At 64.5% G+C, this 15,736-nt stretch carries 15 protein-coding genes; 7 read left to right on the top strand and 8 right to left on the bottom strand.

All coding sequences use genetic code 11. The annotated features are described in order from the left end of the window. Positions 1–205: 205 nt before the first annotated feature. Positions 206–622, bottom strand: a complete 417-nt coding sequence (locus GSQ89_RS06595; protein WP_158923249.1) for a TIGR03668 family PPOX class F420-dependent oxidoreductase — start codon at positions 620–622, stop codon at positions 206–208. 78 nt (positions 623–700) lie between these two features. Between GSQ89_RS06595 and GSQ89_RS06590 the strand changes: the two genes are divergently transcribed. Then, positions 701–1,285: a protocatechuate 3,4-dioxygenase gene (locus tag GSQ89_RS06590; RefSeq protein ID WP_158923247.1), complete on the top strand. Its 585-nt coding sequence runs from the start codon at positions 701–703 to the stop codon at positions 1,283–1,285. A gap of 40 nt (positions 1,286–1,325) precedes the next feature. Here GSQ89_RS06590 and GSQ89_RS06585 read toward each other — a convergent pair whose 3' ends face one another. Together GSQ89_RS06585 and GSQ89_RS06580 are read right to left on the bottom strand one after the other, a co-directional pair. After that, positions 1,326–1,943, bottom strand: coding sequence for a hypothetical protein (locus GSQ89_RS06585; protein WP_158923245.1), 618 nt, complete (start codon positions 1,941–1,943; stop codon positions 1,326–1,328). Positions 1,944–2,220: 277 nt separating this feature from the next. Further along, a complete protein-coding gene (locus GSQ89_RS06580; protein ID WP_158923243.1) occupies positions 2,221–3,006 on the bottom strand; it encodes an enoyl-CoA hydratase/isomerase family protein in 786 nt (261 codons plus the stop codon). Positions 3,007–3,136: 130 nt separating this feature from the next. On the opposite strand from GSQ89_RS06580, the gene GSQ89_RS06575 reads away from it, so the two are divergent. Continuing rightward, positions 3,137–4,090, top strand: a complete 954-nt coding sequence (locus GSQ89_RS06575; RefSeq protein ID WP_158923241.1) for an LLM class flavin-dependent oxidoreductase — start codon at positions 3,137–3,139, stop codon at positions 4,088–4,090. 179 nt (positions 4,091–4,269) lie between these two features. After that, a complete protein-coding gene (locus GSQ89_RS06570) occupies positions 4,270–4,635 on the top strand; it encodes a Crp/Fnr family transcriptional regulator (protein WP_158923239.1) in 366 nt (121 codons plus the stop codon). A gap of 70 nt (positions 4,636–4,705) precedes the next feature. Here the strand turns inward: GSQ89_RS06570 and GSQ89_RS06565 are convergent, their stop codons facing one another. Continuing rightward, positions 4,706–5,887, bottom strand: a complete 1,182-nt coding sequence (locus tag GSQ89_RS06565) for an ABC transporter substrate-binding protein (protein WP_158923237.1) — start codon at positions 5,885–5,887, stop codon at positions 4,706–4,708. 309 nt (positions 5,888–6,196) lie between these two features. Here GSQ89_RS06565 and prpB point away from each other — a divergent pair, with 309 nt between their 5' ends. Then, the gene (prpB, locus tag GSQ89_RS06560) at positions 6,197–7,120 is read left to right on the top strand and encodes a methylisocitrate lyase (RefSeq protein ID WP_158923235.1); all 924 of its coding nucleotides are present in this window, start codon (positions 6,197–6,199) and stop codon (positions 7,118–7,120) included. A gap of 2 nt (positions 7,121–7,122) precedes the next feature. Here prpB and GSQ89_RS06555 read toward each other — a convergent pair whose 3' ends face one another. From GSQ89_RS06555 to GSQ89_RS06540, 4 genes are read right to left on the bottom strand one after another with little or no spacing between them, the layout of a single operon-like run. Further along, positions 7,123–7,935: a class I SAM-dependent methyltransferase gene (locus GSQ89_RS06555; protein ID WP_158923233.1), complete on the bottom strand. Its 813-nt coding sequence runs from the start codon at positions 7,933–7,935 to the stop codon at positions 7,123–7,125. A gap of 2 nt (positions 7,936–7,937) precedes the next feature. Further along, positions 7,938–8,936 (bottom strand): asparaginase, encoded by a 999-nt coding sequence (locus GSQ89_RS06550; protein ID WP_158923232.1) that lies wholly within the window; start codon positions 8,934–8,936, stop codon positions 7,938–7,940. After that, a complete protein-coding gene (locus GSQ89_RS06545; protein WP_158923230.1) occupies positions 8,933–10,360 on the bottom strand; it encodes an amidase in 1,428 nt (475 codons plus the stop codon). The genes GSQ89_RS06550 and GSQ89_RS06545 overlap by 4 nt, the downstream gene beginning before the upstream one ends. Next, positions 10,360–10,560, bottom strand: a complete 201-nt coding sequence (locus GSQ89_RS06540; protein WP_158923228.1) for a hypothetical protein — start codon at positions 10,558–10,560, stop codon at positions 10,360–10,362. Before GSQ89_RS06540 ends, GSQ89_RS06545 begins: the two co-directional genes overlap by 1 nt. A gap of 58 nt (positions 10,561–10,618) precedes the next feature. Here GSQ89_RS06540 and GSQ89_RS06535 point away from each other — a divergent pair, with 58 nt between their 5' ends. From GSQ89_RS06535 to GSQ89_RS06525, 3 genes are all read left to right on the top strand, one after another. Further along, the gene (locus GSQ89_RS06535; protein WP_158923226.1) at positions 10,619–12,082 is read left to right on the top strand and encodes an MFS transporter; all 1,464 of its coding nucleotides are present in this window, start codon (positions 10,619–10,621) and stop codon (positions 12,080–12,082) included. 64 nt (positions 12,083–12,146) lie between these two features. After that, the gene (locus GSQ89_RS06530) at positions 12,147–14,216 is read left to right on the top strand and encodes a hydantoinase/oxoprolinase family protein (protein WP_158923224.1); all 2,070 of its coding nucleotides are present in this window, start codon (positions 12,147–12,149) and stop codon (positions 14,214–14,216) included. Then, on the top strand, positions 14,213–15,736 hold a 1,524-nt coding region (locus tag GSQ89_RS06525), incomplete at its 3' end, for a hydantoinase B/oxoprolinase family protein (protein ID WP_158923222.1). The genes GSQ89_RS06530 and GSQ89_RS06525, both read left to right, overlap by 4 nt.

Below are 15,736 nucleotides of genomic sequence, written 5' to 3'. Positions count from 1 at the left end.
AGCAATGCGTGCGGTATCCCGCGGTCACAGGCGGCGTGATCGATCGCGGCGCCGCCGTGTTCAGTGTGGCCGGCATCCTGATGACACGCCGCCGATGCGCCAAACCTGGCAACACTGTACAGTTACGATTTTGAATGTGACCCGAGGGTGTTGCCTGAATGCCGGCCATGCGATCCCCGTGCAGGCCAGCGCGCGACGGTCGGGGTTAGCCCAGCGCACCCCATGACAGCACGCGCCGGATCCGGACGGCGATAACCGGAAGTGCTGCCAGATCCATCGTCCGGTATTGCGGATAGCGCCGGCGCAGCCGCTCTTGCGCCTGGTCATGCTCCTCGCCGCCGGACAAAATATCCGCCGGCCCGCGCAGCATGATCCAGCCAAGGCGTGTCCAGTCCTCATCCCACCGGTCCACGGTCACCGCCACGGCCGGGTTTTCCAGGATATTGCGCACCCGCTTCAGCGGTATGTCGGTGCGCTTCGGCTTCTCGTCCACCGTGATGTAGAGCGACATTCCGTCCACCTGGAAGCAAACCGGCACAAGATGTGGTGCACCAGTTCGATCCGCGGTCGCCAGGTGGGCGACACGGCTGCGTTCCAGGAAATCCCGTTGCACATCGTTCATCATGGCGGCACCATAGCGCTCCGCACGCCGGAGAGCGACCGGATTGGCCGCGAACCGGCTTCAAGGGAGGACAACATCATGGCCGACGCAGCCACAGCCGAACGGACCACCACGCTGCCGCGCACGCCGCCGCAGATCCTCGGGCCGTTTTACCCATTCATGCACACGCCAACTGACAGCGGCGACCTGACCGGTGGCGGAAAGGCGAAGGGCACGATCCTCTATTTGTCCGGCCGGATCCTGGCCGCCGACGGCCAGCCGGTCGCGGGCGCCAAAGTGGAGATCTGGCAGGCCAACGCCGCCGGCCGCTACGCCCACCCGAACGACGACAACGTGGGGGCGCCGATCGATGAAAAATTCAATGGTTTCGCCGTCACCACGACAGATGGCCAGGGGCGTTATGCGTTCAAAACCGTCCGGCCCGCCGCATACCCCGCCGCACCCGGCCGCTGGCGTCCGGCGCACATCCACTTCTCTGTTACCGCGAAATATGAGCAGCTCGTCACCCAGATGTATTTCAAGGGCGGCGAGTACAACGAGACGGATTCCTGGCTCAACAGCGCCAGCCGCAAAGACCTGCTGATCACCGACCCGAAGCCCGCGGACGGCAAAGAACCGGGGGCGCAGGCCGTGACCTTCGACATCGTGCTGACGCGAGGGTGATTTCATTTCGGTCCGACGGACCTGGACGAGTTGGCTGACGTCAGCCCGGATTCAGGCCGGGCGACGGGCGCTGATTGGCGCCATAAGCGGCGGCGGCCTCGGCGAGCCGGATCAATTCCACGCCGTTGAGTGCATCGGCGCCCTCGACGTCGCCCAGCTTCAGGGTTCCCGACGCATCCGAACGGACGCCATAGGCGGCAAGCTGGTGCGGGGTCAGCGCGGATTGCGGCGAAGCCGATGCAAGCCCGGCCGGGGCGGCCGCAACGGTCTCGGGCTTATTGGCCACGGGTGGTTTGGCGCTGACGGCGGCGGCAGGCGCAGGCGTTGGGCCTAGTTCCGTCGCGGCGATCTTCTCGGGATCTATGCCGGTGGCCTTCTCCGCGAATGCAGTGACGATGTAGGTGATCACCCCGAGCGGCCCACCCAATAGCCCGCTGACCAGCATCGAGCCGCCCTCGCGCAACGTCTCCGGGATCACGTCACCAGTCACCGTTCGGTAGATTGTGCCTATGACCGGCAAATATTGCAGTGGGTTGATGGCGGAGAGGAACTCATGAAAATTGAAGCCATGGTCATGGCGTTCCGTCGCCTGAGCCGCGGCAGGCGCGGCGGCTTGTGGGCTGGCGGCGATGGTGACCGGGATTTCTGGCGTAACCATGACACATGCGGGTTGCGGGCAAGCGAGCTTACCGAGGCAACCATCGTGCCAAGTCACGCAACCAGGGACTCACCCGTCAAGGACCGGCGCAGTCTGGACCATGGCACTCCTCCGGCGGTGCCAGATACGGCACGCGGTTTTCACTGCTGCTGCATCCGGAACAAGACCACCGACCGCCCTGTCTCGGGCGGCGATTTGCCCCCGCTATCTCTACCATCTGGACGATATCATGGTCCGCGATCCGGGCTGACAGGATCGCGGACTGCGGCAGCCTGTTTTACCGCGCCTGAAAATTCGGCGGCCGGCGCTCGCCCATCGCCTTGGTGCCTTCCTTGAAGTCGGCCGTATCACGCAGCCAGGCTTGCTCCTCGTATTCGCGTTCTGCGGCCCGAGCGACAGCGTCGGCGAGCCCGCGGCGCAACGTCTCCCGCGTGGCGACGATCGCCAGCGGCCCTGACCCGGCGATTTCAGTCGCCAACTCGACCGCCTTCGCCCGCACTTGGTCCAAGGGTACGCAGTAGTCCGCCAGACCGATCGCCAGTGCTTCCTCACCGGTGATGCGCCGGCCGGTGTACATCAGCAGTGCTGCTTTCTGCTCGCCGATCAGCCGGGGCAGGGTCGCGGTCAACCCGAAGCCCGGGTGGTAGTTCATGCGAGTGAAGTTGGTGGAAAACCGAGCCTCCGGGCAGGTGACGCGGAAATCGGCCATCACGGCCAGTCCGACACCTGCACCGACCGCCGCGCCTTGCACCGCCGCGACGATCGGCTTGGTGTTCCGCCACAGCCGTTGCGCCTCCTTGTAGAGATGCCGGCCACGCTTGGCCGTGCGCGCGACGCCGTCGGCGCCGCGGCTGCCGAAGTCGGCTCCGGCGCAGAAGTGCTTGCCCTCGGCACACAGCACGATTGCTCGGACCTCTGGCGTGCGGTCATACACCTCCAGCGCATCGGCGATTTCCGCCACCATGTCGGTATCGATGAAATTGTTCGGACCGCGCCGCACCTCGATCGTCGCGACATTGCCCGCGACATCGACGGCGATGTGTTCGTAGGTCCCGTGCTGCATAGTGTTTCCTGCCCTTTTGGTCGACGCGGCTGAGTGTAACCCGGTTCCGCCGGGACGGGAAAGCAGCGGCACATTGCCTCCGGCCCTGAATCGCGGGACCATCCCAGGCTACGGTTCAAGGAGATCAGGGATGGCGCGCAACATCGCGGTCGGCGTCGGGATCATGGAGTATCCGTTCCAAAGCGCGGACGGGTTCTGGCGCTGGGTCGATCTGTGTGAGCAGGGCGGGCTGGACTCGATCTGGCAAACCGACCGCATCGTCAGTCGCACCCCGATCCTGGAGTGCATGACAGCGCTCGCTGCCATCGCCGGACGCACCAAACGGATCAAGTTCGGCGTCAACGTCGTGTCGGTGGCACTGCGGGAGCCGGTACTGCTGGCGAAACAATGTGCCACGATCGATGTGCTTTCCAATGGCCGGCTGCTGCCCGGGTTTGGCATCGGCAGCCCGCGCGGGGCGGAATGGACGGCCATGCATGTCGACACCACCACGCGCGGCCGCAAGACGGATGAGGCGCTGGAGATCATCAGCCGCCTGTGGGCCGGGGAGGCGCTGGATTTCGATGGCCGGCATTTCAAGCTGACCAAGGCCTCGATCGCGCCGGTGCCGGTTCAGCCCGACCTGCCGATGTGGATCGGCGGTTCGTCGGACGCCGCCATCAAACGCACCGCTCGTGTTGGCACCGGCTGGCAGGCTGGGGCCGAAACGCCGCAATTCGTCGGTGAGGTGATCGCTGGGATCAAGCAGGCGCTGACCGAAACCGGCCGCTCGATCGACGAGGATCATTACGGTGCCGCGTTTGCCTTCCGCTTCGGCGGGCCGGACGATCCGGGCGTGGCGAAGGTGATGGAGCAATACAAAGCCCGCACCGGCCGCGACCCGAGCGGTTTGTTCGCGATGGGTGATGCCGAGGTGATTTTGCGCCGCCTGACCGACTATATCGAAGCGGGCGCATCGAAGTTCATTCTGCGCCCGATCGCCGACGGTGATGCGGACATGTTCGCGCAGACCAAACGGCTGGTGGAGGACGTGCTGCCCCAGGTCGCCGCGCGCTGGCCGAAGCATCGGAAAGTGGCGGCCTGAAAACACCGTTCGAAACAGGGTGCTGCCGACACCGCCAGAGTCGTTGCGCCGGGCGTGCGCCAGCTGCCGGCCAAGGTTTATGACAAAAATATTTCAATGTCCCCGAATAACCCTTTCTATCCGCGGAATATCGATAATAAGCTTGTCGGTCGTGTTGCTTGGGGAAAGAAGGGATCGTCGTGACCGAAATCGATATGCGCATGTTCGCGAAAAACGCTGGCGTCAACATCACCTACCCGGCCGGTAGTACCGTTTTCAACAAAGGTGACCCGGGTTCCTGCATGTACGTGGTGCAGTCCGGCGTCATCGAGATGTTGATCGGCAACAAGGTCGTCGAGGTGTGCGGTCCCAACGAGGCGATCGGCTTCATGTCGATGATCGACGAGGCACCGCGCAGTTCGACCGCCCAGGTCCGGGAGGCGGCGGAGCTTTCCATCATCGATCCGCGGAAATTTCGCTTCATGGTCGATGAGGTCCCCAATTTCGCCCACTACATCATGGGTGCGATGGCACGCCGCATTCGCGGCATGAGCAATGCGATGTAAACGCGCCGCCCCGCTCGCTCGTTCCGGCAGAAAAAGGCGGCCGCCTGACAAATCGCCAGGCGGCCAACTCTCAATACGCCAAGGGGGCCTGCACCACTGGCACCCAGCGGCCATCCTTGATCACCGCCAGGAATGCCTTGGTCGATCCGTGATGCTGGTTCGGACCAAAGGAGTAAGTGTTGCCGTAGATATCGGTGAATTCGTGCAGGCTCTCCATCGAGGTCACCAGACTGTCGACCGTCAGATCCCGACCCGCCCCCTTCAGAGCTGCCAGAGCGATCTGTGCGACCGATATCCCGGTCTGACCGATGTAGTTCAGCTCGAAACCATACCGAGCCTTGTACCGGGCCATCAGATCGTGAATTTCCGGCCGCGGATCATCCGGATAGGCATACAGCGTCGGCGTCATCGAGTAGAAACCTTCCCCGGTGCCGCCCGGTGCGGTTGCAATGGCCGTATCGTATGACGCCGCCTGCCCCAGCAGATCGACATCCCAGCCGGCCTTTTTCACCGTCGAGATGATGATCATGGTATCCCGGACGATCGTTCCGAGCGTGATAAGATCACAGTGCGCCTCTCGCAATTTGGCGATGGCCGCGGAAAAATCGGTGTCGGTCGGCTTGTGCGCCGTCATCGCGACGATTTTCAGGTTCTCGGCCTCGGTCTGCAACGTCACGCCGGCCAGGACGTCTTTTCCGAAATCGGTGTCCTGATACATGATGCAGATGGCTTTCTTGCCGCGGCTGTCGATGAAATACTTCACCCCTGCCCGCATCTGGTCGACATAGGATGATGTCTGGCTGAACTTCAGCTTGTTGAACGGTTCGTACATCGATCGGGCCGCGGTCAACGGCAACAGCTTTGGCGTTCCTTTTTCCAGCGCCATTGGCCATGTCGCGTTGTTCATCGGCGTGCCGCCGTCCTGGATCGTCATGAACACCCTGTCGTTGTTGAGCAGCTTGTTCATCGCCTGCACGGCACGCGGAACCTGATACTGGCTGTCCTCCACGATATAATGGATCTTACGCCCGTTGATCCCGCCTTTACTGTTGGCTTCGTCGAACATCAGACGGATGGCGTTCGCGTTATTCACCCCCTGGATTGCGGTTACCCCTGATAGATCGGTCACAGTCCCGATCAGTATCTCGGTATCGGTAACACCCGGAACCTGTTCGGCCGGCTTCGCCGTCGATGTGCAGAGACTTGCCAGACCCAATACAGCCACTTGCAGCAAACCACGCATTTTACGCATTGGATTTAACCTCCCGTATTGCTCTTTTTGCCGAAAGGCACCCTCTCTCCGGAGGATTGCAGGCCGAACCACCATAAGTACCAGCGTCGCCGCACTCAATTTATTTCGGTATTTTACAAGTGCATTGCCAGTTCATTTCAGCTATATTGAAATTGGATGCAGATGCGTCGGCTTTGCCTTGAGGTGAAGCTGATTGAAGCTGCTTGTACTACCAGCGGCCGATCCCCCGGTACATCCTCGCCGTCAGGCCCCGACCCTGTTCTTCCCGCCCCCAATCCGCTATCCGGGTGCGAGAAGGAGCCTGTTGCCATGACCTATCTCGTCGCCGACGACCTGCCGACCGCCCCCGCTGGGGAGCGTTTCCGCGCCCTGCTTGCCCGTCCGGGCATCGTCCAGCTTCCCGGCGCGCATAACGGCCAGGCCGGCCTGCAGGCCAAGCAGGCCGGGTTCGAGGGCCTGTATCTGTCCGGCGCCGCCATGACCGCCTCCATGGGCATTCCCGACCTCGGCATGATCACCGTCGATGAGGTCTGCTTCTTCATCCGCCAGATCGCCCGCGCCACTGGCCTGCCGCTACTGACGGACGGCGACACCGGCTATGGCGAAGCGCTCAACGTCATGCACATGGTTCGCAGCTTCGAGGATGCCGGCGCCGCCGCCGTGCATATCGAAGATCAGCTTCTCCCCAAGAAATGCGGCCATCTGAACGACAAGAAGCTGGCGGACCCGCATGACATGGCGGCCAAGATCGCCGCTGCCCGCAAGGCCCGCCGCCACCTCTACATCATCGCCCGCACCGACGCCGCCGCATCGGAAGGCATCGACGGGTCCGTCGGCCGAGCGAAACTGTTCCTGGACGCTGGGGCCGACGCGATCTTCCCCGAAGCGCTAACCACGGCGGAGATGTTCAAGGAAGTCGCCAGTCGTCTGCCCGGTGTTCCGCTGCTGGCTAACATGACGGAGTTCGGTCGTACCCCGTTCTTCACCGCCGCCGAATTCGAGGCGATGGGCTACAAGATGGTGATCTGGCCGGTCAGCAGCCTGCGCGTCGCCAACAAGGCGCAGCAGAAACTGTATGCCGCGATCCGGAAGGACGGCGGCACGCACAACGTGACCGATGCCATGCAGACCCGCGCGGAACTCTACGCCACGATCGGCTACCATGATTATGAGGCGCTGGACGCGTCCATCGTCACCACGGTCATCCCGCAGGCGATGCCGCAACGGGCATAGTTTCAGGCCTTGTGGCCGTAGGCGACAAAAGCCGCGATCGGGATGGCGAGGCCATCGGCATCCCGATATGCGGCGGCGGCCCGGTCGATCGCGGCGACGATCCCCGGGATATCAGTGGCGGATTGGGCCTCGATCAGCGCCGCCATCCGAGCGGTGCCGGCTCGCAGCGCATCTAGCAACGCCCGCCCGTTGGCATGGTGCCACAGACCGGTCAGCTTGCGTGAACTGATCCCGGTGAAGCCAGCCTGTTCCAGGGCGGACTCGCAGTCCGTCGGTGTGCCGAAGCCGCCGCCCGGCGCGGGTGCTCGTGATGCCGCCATGTCGCCTTCCGACCGGATGGCGTCGAACACCAGTTTCCAAGCGATGTTTTCACTCGGCGCGGCCCAGATGGTGAACGCCAGGCGGCCACCCGGACGCAATACGCGATACGCCTGCCGCAACGCCTCGATGGGTCGGGGCACGTGGTGGATACCGAAGTTGGATATCACCGCGTCGAAGTGGCCCTCGGGATACGGCAGGGCTTCCGCATCTCCCTGATCGAACACGATGTTGCGGTGACGTGTCCGGGCGACGCCCAACATGGCGGCGGAGAAATCCAGCCCGCGCACGATGGCGCCGCGTTCGGCTGCCCCGGCCGTGACGAAGCCCGGCCCGCAGGCTACGTCCAGCACGGACTGGCCTGCCTCGACCCCGGCGGCGTCCAGCAGGGCGGGGATGAACGTGCGGGTGGCGGTGGCGAAGGATGCCTCGTAACCGCCGGCCGCCCGCTCCCAGCCGGCATGCTCGAAAGCGCGTATGGCTTCGGCGTCCGCCATCCTCAATAGGTCCGGAACATGCGGGTGATCGTGTCCGGATCGTTGGTGACGGTCAGCGCCAGGGCCAGCAGGACGCGTGCCTTCTGCGGGTTCAGGTTGTCGGCGATCAGGAATCCGGCCTGCCGTAGTTTCGTCCCGCGAAATACGCGTCCTGACCCGGCCCGGGTGGACTGTACCACGACGATGCCTTGGGCCGCGGCCTCGGTCAGCGCCTCGATTTCGGCCGGCGGGCAGAAGCCCGGCGCGAAGCCCGCGGCGATGATGCCCTTCGCACCGGCCGCCATGAAGGCTCGGACTGCCACACCGTCACCGCCGGCGTAGGAGTAGGAAATGTCGACCCGGGGCAGCGCCTCGATGGCGGTGATGTCGAACTCGGTGTCCGGCGCGTGCCGGCGGATCGGGCGACGGTAGAACGCGACAGCATCGCCATCGGCATGGCCCAGGACGCCGAAATCCGGGGTTCGAAACGTCTGCAACCGCATGGTGGCGGTCTTCGTCACCTCCCGCGCCGCGTGGATTTCGTCGTTCAGCATCACCAGGACACCCATGTCACGCGCATCGGGACTGGCGGCGACGCGGATGGCGTTGACGAGGTTCAGTCCGGCATCGGTGGACAGGCCGCTGGACGGGCGCTGTGCGCCGACGATCACCACCGGTATCGACACCCTGACCGTCAGGTTGAGGAAATACGCTGTCTCCTCCAGCGTCGCGGTGCCGTGGCCGATGACGATCCCGGCCAGGTCGGGATGATCGTGGACGAGTTGCTTGCACAGGGCGGCCAGCGCCTTCCAGTCGGTGAAGTTGATCGCCGGGCTGACGATGTTGCGGTAGCGCACGGCCATCACGTCGGCGACCAGTGCGGTTTCCGGCCAACGTGCCAGGATCTCGTCGGCGTGCATGACATTCCCGGCCGCGCCGTAGTCTTGCAGATCCAGGGGACCTCGCCCCAGCGAGGCGATGGTTCCGCCGGTGCCGATGAAGGCGACTTTCGGCTTGCTCATGCCGCGGCACTCAGGACGGGCGGCCGGTCCCAATGCCAGCGTGTATCCATCTGATAGGCGCCGGCGACTTTCAGGATGCGCCCCTCGCCGAAGGGGCGGCAGGCGATCTGCAACCCGATCGGGCAGCCGTTCGGATCGAACCCGCACGGCACGCTGATCGCCGGCAGACCCAGGTAGTTGAACGGCCGTGTGTTCGCCGACACCGCCATGAACTTCGTTTCGGTCCCTGGCGGCCCGTGATCGATGTCGGTTTCCTGCAGCGTCGGCAGGCAGGTGCGGATGGTTGGCGTCACCAGGACGTCGACCTTGGCGAAGACCTCGGCGGCAAAGGCTTTCAGCACCGGACCGCGGCGGCTGAGTGCCTCGACATAGTACGCGGCGGGAATGGCATAGCCGGGATACATCCGCCCGCTGATATGGGCGCCATAGGCTTGCGGGTCGGATCGCATCCACTCGGCATGGATCGGCGCCGCCTCGACGCGCGAGACGATCCCGCCGTACGCCGCGACCGCATCCATCAGCGGCAGCTCGAACCGGCTGACCGTGGCGCCACGCCCTTCCAGCACCGCCAGGGCGGCTTCCATCGCCGCGACGACCGGCTCGTCGGCGCCATCGAGGAAAACATTGGTCGGAACGCCGACCCGCACGCCACGCAGGTCGTTATCCATGAACATCTCGTAGCGCGGCACCGGTTCGCGCGAACTGGTCGGATCCAGCGGATCATGCCCGGCGATCACCGTCAGGACACGCGCGCAATCGCGGGCGGTGCGGGCCAGCGGGCCGACATTGTCGTGGGAAAATGACAGCGGCATCACGCCGTAGCGCGAGACGCGGGTTTGTGTCGGCTTCAACCCGGTTACGCCGCAGGCCGACGCCGGCAGCCGGATGGAACCGCCCGTGTCCGATCCCAGCGCCATGTAGTTGAATCGCGCCGCCACCGAGGCACCCGACCCCGACGACGATCCGCCGGTGATGTAGGGCAGGTTCCACGGGTTGTGGCAGTCGCCGAACGTCTTGTTGTGGCCGGTCGGGTTCTGCGCGAACTCCGCCATGTTCAGGCCGGCGAAGGTGTACGCGCCGGCTGCCGACAGGCGTTCGATCACCGTGGCGGTGACAGTCGGTCGGAAATCCCTCCGTAGCGCCGACCCGCAGGTGCTCAGCTTGCCGGCCTGGTAGTACATATCCTTGTGAGCCATCGGCACGCCATGCAGCGGCCCCAGGCGCTGCTTGTTGCGCACCGCTTCGTCGGCGGCCCGAGCGGCTGCTTCGGCCTGTTCACGCTCCTGCCAGATTACAGCGTTCACCCGGGGGTTGGCCGCGTCGAGGTTGGCCCAGCAGGCGTGCAGCAGTTCCAGTGAGGTGGTTTCGCCGGAGGCAACCGCATCGGCGGCCTGGATCAGGCTGATATCGGCCAGACCAGCCATTATGCCTTCTCCTTGGTCGCTTGCAGGGCGGCTTCGAAGCTGGATGGTTCATCCTCGAACACCAGCGTGCCGCGCAGTGCCTCGAAGGCCGCGACCGTGTCGGCCAGTTCCGCTGCCAGCCGCTGGGCTGGCTCGTTCGGCGGCTTGATTCCGAACCATCGCGCGATCGTTGCTTCAACTGAGGTCTCGAAAGCACCCATCTGTCGGTTTCTCCGGGTTCGGTGCCCGCGAGTAGGCAATAAAAAGGCAGGCCGGGCAATGCGGGATGGGACGAAAATCGACGAAACGCCGGACCCACACGACGTCTACGAAACGAACGTCCCCAACCGGCTGGATCGCCTGCCCTGGGCCGGCTTTCACTGGCTGGTGATCTTTGCTCTGGGGATCGCCTGGATCCTGGACGGGTTGGAGGTGACCATCGTCGGCTCGCTGTCCGGCGCGCTGTCGGACAGTCCGACGCTGCATTTGTCCGGCAGCGAGGTCGGTGCGGCGGCCAGTGCGTATCTGGTCGGGGCTGTGGGTGGGGCGCTGTTCTTCGGCTGGTTGACCGACCGGTTGGGCCGCAAGAAGCTGTTTACGGTGACGGTGCTGGTCTACCTGGTCGCCACCATCGCCTGCGGGTTGTCGTGGAATTTCTGGTCGTTCGCGTTGTTCAGGCTGCTCACAGGCGCCGGCATCGGTGGCGAGTATGCCGCGGTCAACGCCACCATCCAGGAGATGATCCCCGCCAGGCGCCGGGGTTTCACCGATCTTGTCATCAACGGCAGCTTCTGGCTGGGGGCGGCCATCGGCGCACTGGGCGCAACGGTGGTGCTGGATCCGAAGCTGGTGCCTACCGAGCTCGGCTGGCGTGCCGCCTTCATCATCGGTGGGGTTCTGGGGTTCATCGTGCTGCTGCTGCGGCGCTTCCTGCCGGAAAGCCCGCGCTGGCTGATGACCCATGGCCAGCCTGAGGAGGCCGAACGCATCGTCGGCGAAATCGAGGCGCGCATCGAACGCGAAACCGGCCGGCCTCTGCCCCCCGTGCCACCCGGCTCGCTAAGACTGCGGACCGACATCCATTCCTGGTTCAAGGCCGGCGCGAAGGCGCTGGTCACCACCTATCGGCGGCAGACCTGGCTGGGGGTCACGCTGATGGCGGCGCAGGCGTTCTGCTACAATGCGGTATTCTTCACCTATGCGCTGATCCTGACGCGCTTTTACAAGGTGCCGTCGGGCCATGTCGGCCTGTTCATGCTGCCGTTCGCGATCGGCAATTTCCTGGGACCGCTGGTGCTGGGCCGATTGTTCGACACGATTGGCCGGCGGATCATGATCACCGCGACCTACGGTGTGTCCGGCGTGCTGATGGTGCTGACCGGGTGGCTGTTCACCATGGGCTGGCTGGATGCGATGCAGCAGACGCTGGCCTGGACGGGGATATTCTTCGTCGCCTCGGCTGCGGCGAGTTCGGCCTATCTGACGGTGGGGGAGAGTTTTCCGCTGGAGGTGCGGGCCATCGCCATCGCGCTGTTCTATGCGTTCGGCACCGGCGTTGGCGGGGTCGCCGGCCCTGCCCTGTTCGGCGCCCTGATCGACACCGGATCGCGGGTCTCGATCTTCTACGGCTATCTGCTGGGTGGGGTGCTGATGGTCGTCGCGGCCGTGGTCGCCGGGTTCCTGGCAGCGAATGCGGAGAGACGGTCGCTGGAGGACGTGGCGCCGCCGTTATCGGCTGTGTAGCTGCTTCCCATCCGGCCGTGGCCAGCTTACCGTCCCGGCGAACAACACAAGGCTTGCTCGCTTCATGACCGTCCGGACCCGTCTAGCCGTCGATATCGGCGGCACGTTCACCGACCTTGTGCTGTCTTTGCCGGACCGGACCGTTTCCACCAAATTGCTGACGACACCAGGGGCGCCCGACGAAGCGGTGATCGCCGGGACGCGTCAGATCCTGACCGAAGCCGGGATCGACGGATCGGCGTTGGACTTGGTGGTCCACGGCACCACACTGGCGACCAACGCCCTGATCGAGCGCAAGGGTGCCCGCACCGCGTTGATCACCACCGCCGGTTTCCGGGATTCGCTGGAAATCGCCTACGAGCATCGGTTCGAACAATACGATTTGTATATGGAACGGCCGGTGCCGTTGGTCGAGCGCGATTTGCGGCTGGAGGTTCCCGAACGCCTGGCCGCCGACGGATCGGTACTGCTGGCGTTGGATGAGGATGCGCTGCTGGGTCTGGTGTCCGTGCTGAAAGCCGAACGGATCGAGGCATTGGCGATCAGTTTCCTGCACTCCTACGTCAACCCGGCGCATGAAGAGCGTGCCCGGGATTTGCTGGCCGCCGCGATGCCCGGACTGGCGATCACGCTGTCGTCGGAGGTCTGCCGCGAAATCCGTGAATATGAGCGGACCTCGACCACCGTCGCCAATGCCTATGTGCTGCCGTTGATGGCCAGTTATCTTGGGCGTATGCGGGCCGGATTGGCGGGGCTGGGGGTGACCTGCCCGCTGCTGCTGATGATGTCCTCGGGCGGGATTTGCACGGTGGAGACGGCGACGCGGTTCCCGGTGCGGCTGGTGGAAAGCGGGCCAGCCGGCGGGGTGATTTTGGCGCGACGGATCGCGGCGTTGGGCGGCTATGACCGAGCTTTGTCGTTCGACATGGGTGGGACGACTGCGAAGATCACGTTGATCGACGATTATACGCCGCAGCAGTCACGGCATTTCGAGGTTGCCCGCGCGTATCGGTTCGCCAAGGGGAGTGGCATTCCGGTGCGGATTCCGGTGATCGACATGGTTGAGATCGGCGCCGGCGGCGGGTCGATCGGCCGCGTGGATTCCCTGCGCCGAATCGTCGTGGGGCCGGATAGTGCTGGCTCCGATCCCGGGCCGGCGTGTTACGGACGCGGCGGCACCGCGCCGACAGTGACCGACGCCGATGTGGTGCTGGGGCGGATAGACCCCGTCCGCTTCGCCGGCGGCAAGATTGGCCTGGACCCCGATCGCGCCAAACGAGCGGTGCTGACCGACGTGGGATCCAGACTGGACATGTCCGCAGCGGAAGCCGCCCGCGGGATTGTCGAGATCGTCGATGAGACCATGGCCAGCGCGGCTCGGGTCCACGCGGTGGAGAACGGCAAGGACACAGCCGGCCGCACCCTGATCGCCTTCGGCGGCGCCGCCCCCCTGCACGCTGTTCGATTGGCGCAAAAGCTGGGCATCAGCCGCATCGTGATCCCGGTCGATGCCGGCGTGGGATCCGCGCACGGGTTCCTGGATGCGCCCATCGCTTACGAGGTCGCCAGAACGTTCCTGCTTCGGCTCGACGATCTGGATGCCGACGTGGTCGAGGACCTGTTCGGCGACATGCGCGCCGAAGCCGAAATGGTTGTGCGTCTTGGCGTCCCGTCCGGCACGCTGGCCGAACGACGAACGGCCTTCATGCGGTATCGCGGCCAGGGGCACGAGATCGCGGTGCCGCTCGACGGAGCCGCGCTCGATCCCGCCGCCCTGCGTGGTGTCTTCGAAGCCACGTATGCGCAATTGTTCGGCCGAATCATTCCACGATTGGAGATCGAGGCCGTTACCTGGACGCTGGCATTGTCGGAACCATACGCATTGCCGTCAGCCGACCCGCTTGTAGTTGCAACCGGGCAGGCGGTAGCGCAGGGGACACGCGAAATGATTGAGTCGCTGACCGGGACCACAATCGATGCCCCGGTTTACGCGCGGGCATCGCTGCTGCCCGGCACGGCGTTTTCCGGACCGGCGGCGGTGGTCGAGGACGGCACCACCACCATCGTTCCCACCGGTTTTTCGGCGCGTATCGCCCATGGCGGCGAAATCATTATCGAGGGAGGTCTCGCATGAGCGACCGCCGTAACGTCTCCGAAATCGACGTCCAGATCATGTGGAACCGGCTGCTGTCGGTGGTTGAGGAGCAAGGGCAAACGTTGGTGCGGACCGCGTTCAGTACGTCGGCGCGGGAGGCGGGGGATATCTCCGCCGGGGCGTTCGATCTGCGCGGACGGATGCTGGCGCAGGCGGTGACGGGAACGCCGGGGCATATCAATACGATGGCGGCCTCGGTCGGGCATTTTCTAAAAGTCTTCCCGGTGGAGGACATGAAGGAAGGTGATGTCTACATCACCAACGATCCGTGGAAGGGCACCGGGCATCTGTACGACCTGGTGGTCGTTTCGCCGACGTTCATGGATGGCCGGATCGTTGCGCTGTTCGCCTGCACCTCGCATCTGGTCGACATGGGCGGGGTCGGACAGACACCGGAGGGACGGCAGATTTGGCACGAAGGCTTGTTCATTCCGCTGCTGCGCCTGGCACGCGCGGGGGTGATGAACGAAGACCTGCTGGCGATGATACGCGCGAATGTGCGCGAACCGGTGCAGGTCATCGGCGACGTCTACGCCTTGATCGCCTGCAACGACATCGGCAGCCGGCGGCTGGTGTCGATGATGCGCGAATTCCGGCTGGACGATTTGGATATGCTGGGTGAGGAGATCATTACGCGCAGCCGCCGCGCGATGTCCGAGGCGATTGGCAAGCTGCCGAAAGGGACGTGGACGAATACGATGCGGGTAGACGGGTATGAGGAGCCGCTCGATCTGGTTGCATCGGTTACCATCGGCGAGGACACGATCCATGTGGATTTCACCGGCACGTCGGGGATGTCCACGTACGCGATCAACTGTCCGCTGTGCTATACGGAAGCCTATACGACGTTCGGCATCAACTGCGTCGTGGCGCCGACCATTCCGAACAATGCCGGGACGCTGGATGCGGTGAAGGTGACGGCACCGCCCGGAACGATCGTCAGTGCCACGTATCCGGCGGCGGTGTACGCACGATCCTCGATCGGCCACATGATGCCGGATGTGGTCTACGGCGCGCTGGAACAGGCCATCCCCGGGCGCGTTCCCGCCGAGGGCACGTCCAACCTGTGGACCCTGAAAATGGTCGCCGGGCATGGGCTGACCGGGGTGGGCGACAAGGCCGGCACACAGTTCATGGTCATGAGCTTCCATTCCGGCGGTGCCGGTGCTCGGCCGCGACAGGACGGGCTATCGGCGACCCCGTTCCCATCAGGTGTGCGCAACGTGCCGGTGGAGGCGACGGAGGCGATCACGCCGCTGGTCATCTGGAAGAAAGAGCTGCGGCAGGATTCAGGTGGTGCCGGGCGGTATCGCGGCGGATTGGGCCAGGTGATGGAGGTGAGTTCTCGCGAGGACGCCGCGTTCGGGATTTTCGCCGGTTTCGAGCGGGTGAAGTTCCCGGCGCGTGGCCGTAACGGTGGGGAGGCGGGACAGCGCGGGGGTTTGTCGCTGAAGTCGGGTGTGGAGCTGAAGCCGAAGGGGCTGCAGGTTGTGCCGGCT

The organism is Acidisphaera sp. S103 (assembly GCF_009765975.1).
GTDB lineage: Bacteria > Pseudomonadota > Alphaproteobacteria > Acetobacterales > Acetobacteraceae > Rhodopila.
Note: the sequence above shows the minus strand (reverse complement) of the source record. Positions and strands in the feature narration are given on the sequence as shown.